Here is a 5,723-nt window from a genome sequence, read left to right as displayed (position 1 = left end):
CTGGTTGAGTAAGGCGCTCCAGCGCCTGTATCGAAACCTGGTCTCGACCCGTCTCGATACGCGCCCTAGAGGGCGCCACCCGGCTGGTTGAGTAAGGCGCCCCAGCGCCTGTATCGAAACCTGGTCTCGACCCGTCTCGATACGCGCCCTAGAGGGCGCCACTCACCCCGCGAGAGATCTGCGCCAGCGCCTCCGCGAACCAGGCCTCGCGACCGGGGCCGGCGCCGCCCGACAGGTTCACGCCCGCCACCCCTTGGATCGCGAGCATCTCGAGGCCGAGCTCGACGGCTGCCGCGACGCCCTCCGTGAACGGGTCGCGCGCCGCGAGGATCCGCTCGAGGTACCCGTCCGGCAGCACGAGGGTCGTGAACGTGCGCAGCAGCTCCGCGCTGTCCCTGTCGACGACGACGGGCAAGCACGGGATGAACGCCATCGTCGCCCCGAGATCCTGCGCGCGGGAGATGAACGCGGCGACCGGTGCCGCACCGCCCGCGTGGTTGACGAAGCACACCTCCGCCCCCGCGCGGAACTTCTCGAGCAGCCGGTCGGGCCGGCGGTCGACCGGCGGGGTCGCGGGAGCCTCGGCCACGCTCACGAGGTGGCCGCTCGCCCGCGCCAGGGACGCCGCCTCTGTGGAGTCGAGGTCGAACACCGGGAGGGCATCCGGCCGCTGGCCCGTGTTCGTGTGATCGCCGGTCACGCAGTGCACTCCGGCGACGCCCACGTGCGCGAGCGCGGCGAGCTCGCCCTCCATCGCGACGCGGTTGCGGTCGCGGCAGTTGAAGCCGGTCCACACCTGCAGCCCGGCGGCCCGGATGAGCGAGGCCCGGTAAGCGGGCGGGAACTGCACCCGGGCGCTGCCCGCGTCGCCGGCGAGCACGGCGTCGACAGACCCGGCGAGGATGCCCGCGCACTCGTCGATCGAGCGCCCGTCGAGAGCCCGTGCCGGGAAGTCGGCAACCACGATCGGCCGCACCGCCATGAGCGCGCGCATCTCCACCGCCCCGGACGAGACGGGCGACTCCGGCACCGGATCCGAGCGCCCGCGCGGCTCCTCGGAGGCGACCCCGTGCCACCGCACGGTGGGCAGGTCGAGGAACACGCACCGGTGCGGTGCGACCTCGCACGTGCCGTCGAACTCGACGCCGCCGCACGGGCCGTACTCCATGCGCTTGGGGCATTCGAGGAGGGCGTCGGGCATGCCTCATCGTACGAGCGGCGCATTGCGGGCGCGTTACGGCGGGTTGAGTAAGGCGCTCTAGCGCCTGTAGCGGGTTGAGTAAGGCGCTCTGGCGCCTGTAGCGGGTTGAGTAAGGCGCTCTAGCGCCTGTATCGAAACCCGGTGGGTTGAGTAAGGCGCTCTAGCGCCTGTATCGAAACCCGGTGGGTTGAGTAAGGCGCTCTGGCGCCTGTATCGAAACCTCACCGACGTGAATCGGGGGGCGGTTTCGATACGGCCGCGGGCGGCCTACTCAACCCACAGGTTTCGATACGGCCGCGGGCGGCCTACTCAACCCACCGGCCACGGGATAATGGACTCACATGACTGAGCGATTCGACCTCGTGGTGCGCGCGGCATCGGCCTTCGTCGAGGGCGGTTTCAGGCCGGCCGAGATCGGCATCCGCGACGGGCGCATCGCCGCCATAGCCAGCGGGCCGCTCGAGGGCGACCGGCAGGTCACGCTCGCGGACGACGAGGTACTGCTCCCCGGCATCGTCGACACCCACGTGCACGTGAACGAGCCCGGCCGCACCGAGTGGGAGGGCTTCGCGAGCGCGACCCGCGCGGCGGCCGCGGGAGGCGTCACGACGATCATCGACATGCCGCTCAACAGCATCCCCGCGACGACGACGGCTGAGGCTCTCGACGCGAAGAGGGCGGTCGCGCACGTCGCGGTCGACACCGCGTTCTGGGGCGGCGCCGTGCCCGAGAACCTCGGCAGCCTCAAGGCTCTTCACGACGCGGGCGTGTTCGGCTTCAAGGCGTTCCTCGCCCCGAGCGGGGTGGACGAGTTCGGGCACCTGGACGCCGCTCAACTGGAAGCAGCCCTCGACGAGATCGCGGCGCTCGGCAGCCTGCTCATCGTGCACGCGGAGGACCCCGGGGTGCTCGACGCCCACGCCAACGAGGGCGGTGCCGACTACCACCGGTTCGTGGAGTCCCGTCCCGACGAGGCCGAGACCACCGCGATTCAGCGCGTGATCGACGGCGTGCGGCGCACCGGGGCGCGGGCCCACATCCTGCACCTCTCGAGTGCCGCAGCACTCCCGTCGCTGCGGGCAGCGAGGGCCGAAGGCCTGCCGATCACGGTAGAGACGTGCCCGCACTACCTGACCATCGCCGAGGAGCAGATCCCCGACGGCGGCACCCAGTTCAAGTGCTGCCCGCCGATCCGGGATGACGCCAACCGCGACGCCCTCTGGCAGGCACTGCTCGACGGCGACATCGACATCGTCGTGACCGACCACTCCCCCGCGACCGTCGAGCTGAAGACCCGCGGCGGCGGGGACTTCCAGCTCGCGTGGGGCGGCATCGCAGGTCTGCAGCTGGGACTCGCGGCGGTGTGGACCGAGGCGTCGCGCCGCGGCATCCCGCTCGACCGCGTTCTGGGCTGGATGTCGCGCGGCCCGGCCGACCTCGTCGGGCTCGGCCGCAAGGGGCGCATCGCGGTGGGGGCAGATGCCGACCTCGTCGCGTTCGCCCCCGATGCCGTCTTCACCGTGCGCAAGGAGGAGCTCCTCCACAAGAACCCGGTGAGTGCGTACGACGGCCGCGAGCTGCGCGGGGCCGTCCGGCGCACGTGGGTGCGCGGCGAGGCGCCCGGGCACGGGGAGCACCTGTCACGATGACCCTCGAACGCACGCCGCCCCGGGCGTGGGCGATGCTCGCCGTGGGCGTGCTCGCGCAGGTCGCGGGCACGGTGTTCGTCACCACTCCGGCGTTCCTCATCCCGCTGCTGCACCTGGAGCGCGGAGTCTCCCTCGCCGAGGCCGGGCTGCTCGCCGCCGCGACCTCCTTCGGCCTGGTGCTGACCCTCATCGCGTGGGGAGCCCTCGCGGACCGCATCGGCGAGCGCTGGGTCATCGCGGGCGGGCTCGCGCTCACCGCGCTCGCGGCACTGGGCGCGCTGTTCGCCGACGGGTACCTGTGGCTGGGGCTGTTCTTCCTGCTCGGGGGTGCAGCGAGCGCGAGCGCGAACGCCGCGAGCGGGCGGGTCGTCGTGGGATGGTTCCCGAAGCACCGCCGCGGGCTCGCGATGGGCATCCGGCAGATGTCGCAGCCGCTCGGCGTGACGATCGCCGCCGTGACGATCCCGGTGATCGCCTCCGCCTCGGGCATCGCCGCAGCCCTCCTCGTTCCGCTGGTGCTCACCGCCGTCGTCGCCGTGGTGTGCGCGATCGTGATCGTCGACCCTCCCCGGGCAGCACCTGCGCCGGATGCCTCGGCCCCGGTGAACCCCTACCGCGCGAGCTCGTTCCTGTGGCGCATCCACCTGGTGTCCGCTCTGCTCGTGCTGCCGCAGTTCCTGCTTTCGACGTTCGGGCTCGTCTGGCTCGTCGCGGAGCTCGGCTGGGAGCCGCTGCCCGCCGGCATCCTCGTCGGGGTCGCGCAGTTCATCGGGGCCGTCGGCCGCATCGCCGTCGGAGTGATGAGCGACCGCGTCGGCAGCCGAGTCCGGCCCCTGCGCTGGGTCGCAGCCTCCGCGGCGGTGGTGATGCTGCTGCTCGCCCTGGTCGACGCCACGCACTTCGCCGCAGCGGGAATCGTGTTCGTGATCGCGACGTCGGTGACCGTCGCGGACAACGGGCTGGCGTTCACCTCGGTCGCCGAGATGGCGGGCACCGCCTGGGCCGGGCGCGCACTCGGGGCGCAGAACACCGGGCAGTTCCTCACGGCCTCGGTGGCCGGCCCGCTGTTCGGTGCGCTGATCGGGCTGATCGGGTACCCGCTGACCTTCGTCGCCGCCGCGATCGCCCCGGTGGTCGCGATCCCGCTCGTGCCGCGCGCCGACCAGGAGCACGACCGGCTCTAGGCGGCGACGTTCAGAAACGCCCAAGAAACACGGCCCTGCGAGAATCGGGGCATGGCAATCATCCTGGGCGACAACCAGTACGGCAAGGCGGAGAGCCGCGTCGTGCGGATCGTGCGCGACACGGCCCGCCACGAGATCCACGACCTGAACGTGACCACCGCCCTGCGCGGCCCGTTCGGCCCGGCGTACCTCGCGGGCGACCAGTCGAACGTGCTGCCGACCGACACCCAGAAGAACACGGCATTCGCGTATGCCAAGAGCGTGGGCATCCGGTCGATCGAGGAGTACGGGCTCGCGCTCGCGCGGCACTTCGTGGGCGACGTGGAGCCGGCGGAGGGCGCGCGCATCGAGATCGAGGAGTTCGCCTGGACCCGCGCCGTCGTCGACGGAGTCGAGCACGACCACACCTGGACGCGCAGCGGCGCCGAGACCCGCACGGCCGCCATCACGGTGGATGCCACGGGCGAGTACGTGGTCGGCGGCTTCAAGGACCTCGTCATCCTCAAGTCCACCGGGTCGGAGTTCGCCGGGTTCCTCGAGGACGAGTACACGACTCTCCCCGAGACCCACGACCGCGTCATGGCGACGTCCCTGGTCGCGAAGTGGCGGTTCGACGGCACCGACGTGGACTGGAATGCGGTCTACCCCGTCGTCAAGGCGATCATGATCCGCGAGTTCGCGACCCTCCAGTCCCTCGCCCTGCAGCAGACCCTGTGGCACATGGGCCGGGCTGTGCTCGAGGAGATTCCGTCCATCGTGGAGGTCCAGTTGAAAGCCCCCAACAAGCACCACTTCGTCGTCGACCTGTCGCCGTTCGGCCTCGACAACCCCGGGGAGGTGTTCATCGCCGCGGACCGCCCCTACGGCCTCATCGAGGCCCAGGTGCTGCGGGATGACGCGCCCCCCGCCCACGACGCGTGGCGTTTCTCGGCGGGTCTCGCATGAGCGACGCCTCCGTCATCGACACGCGCTGGATCGAGCGCACCATCCAGCTCGCGACCGAGAACGTGGCCAACGGCGGCGGGCCGTTCGGGGCGGTCATCGTCCGCGACGGCGCCCTTCTGGCCGAGGGCCAGAACCGCGTCACCGCCTCCCTGGACCCCACCGCCCACGCGGAGGTCGTGGCGATCCGGGCCGCGTGCCAGGCCGTCGGCGACTTCTCCCTCGCCGGCGCGACCCTCTACACCTCGTGCGAGCCGTGCCCGCTGTGCCTCTCGGCGGCGCTCTGGGCGCGGGTCGACCGCGTGGTCTTCGCCGGCGACCGGAACGACGCCGCCCGCGGCGGCTTCGACGACCGCGAGTTCTACGAGCTCTTCAGCCGCGACCGCTCCACCTGGGACGTCTCGATCGACGAGGTGCGCCCCGCCAACGCGACGGCGCCGTTCGACGCGTGGCTGGCGCGGGACGACCGCACGGAGTACTAGGGGTCGGTGGGTTGAGTAGGGCGCTCTAGCGCCCGTATCGAAACCCGGTGGGTTGAGTAGGCGCCCCAGCGCCGTATCGAAACCCGGTGGGTTGAGTAGGCGCCCCAGCGCCGTATCGAAACCCGGTGGGTTGAGTAGGCGCCCCAGCGCCGTATCGAAACCCGGTGGGTTGAGTAGGCGCCCCAGCGCCGTATCGAAACCCGGTGGGTTGAGTAGGCGCCCCAGCGCCGTATCGAAACCCGGTGGGTTGAGTAGGCGCCCCAGC

The 5,723-nt window shown here is 71.4% G+C and carries 5 protein-coding genes; 4 read left to right on the top strand and 1 reads right to left on the bottom strand.

All coding sequences use genetic code 11. The annotated features are described in order from the left end of the window. Window positions 1–148: 148 nt before the first annotated feature. Window positions 149–1,201: a methylenetetrahydrofolate reductase gene (locus AC1RTC_RS00025; RefSeq protein WP_493153402.1), complete on the bottom strand. Its 1,053-nt coding sequence runs from the start codon at window positions 1,199–1,201 to the stop codon at window positions 149–151. 341 nt (window positions 1,202–1,542) lie between these two features. Between AC1RTC_RS00025 and allB the strand changes: the two genes are divergently transcribed. The 4 genes from allB to AC1RTC_RS00005 are packed head-to-tail and all read left to right on the top strand — an operon-like array spanning window position 1,543 to window position 5,458. Then, the gene (allB, locus tag AC1RTC_RS00020; RefSeq protein WP_493153401.1) at window positions 1,543–2,850 is read left to right on the top strand and encodes an allantoinase AllB; all 1,308 of its coding nucleotides are present in this window, start codon (window positions 1,543–1,545) and stop codon (window positions 2,848–2,850) included. Further along, a complete protein-coding gene (locus tag AC1RTC_RS00015) occupies window positions 2,847–4,034 on the top strand; it encodes an MFS transporter (protein ID WP_493153400.1) in 1,188 nt (395 codons plus the stop codon). Before allB ends, AC1RTC_RS00015 begins: the two co-directional genes overlap by 4 nt. A 51-nt stretch (window positions 4,035–4,085) precedes the next feature. Continuing rightward, entirely contained in the window at window positions 4,086–4,979 is an 894-nt protein-coding gene (gene pucL / locus AC1RTC_RS00010; protein WP_493153399.1) for a factor-independent urate hydroxylase, read from the top strand. Continuing rightward, complete coding sequence (locus tag AC1RTC_RS00005) at window positions 4,976–5,458, top strand: nucleoside deaminase (protein WP_493153398.1); 483 nt, start codon at window positions 4,976–4,978, stop codon at window positions 5,456–5,458. The genes pucL and AC1RTC_RS00005 overlap by 4 nt, the downstream gene beginning before the upstream one ends. Window positions 5,459–5,723 lie beyond the last annotated feature (265 nt).

This window comes from Rhodoglobus sp. GW821-FHT12B09 (genome assembly GCF_058809925.1).
The sequence above is the reverse complement of the archived record's forward strand: the minus strand, read 5'-3'. Positions and strand labels throughout refer to the sequence as shown.

Excerpts from the sequence above, each read along its gene's own strand:
- allB (WP_493153401.1), top strand. The coding sequence starts at position 1,543 with ATGACTGAGCGATTCGACCTCGTGGTGCGCGCGGCATCGGCCTTCGTC.
- AC1RTC_RS00015 (WP_493153400.1), top strand. The coding sequence starts at position 2,847 with ATGACCCTCGAACGCACGCCGCCCCGGGCGTGGGCGATGCTCGCCGTG.
- AC1RTC_RS00005 (WP_493153398.1), top strand. The coding sequence starts at position 4,976 with ATGAGCGACGCCTCCGTCATCGACACGCGCTGGATCGAGCGCACCATC.
- pucL (WP_493153399.1), top strand. The coding sequence starts at position 4,086 with ATGGCAATCATCCTGGGCGACAACCAGTACGGCAAGGCGGAGAGCCGC.
- AC1RTC_RS00025 (WP_493153402.1), bottom strand. The coding sequence starts at position 1,201 with ATGCCCGACGCCCTCCTCGAATGCCCCAAGCGCATGGAGTACGGCCCG.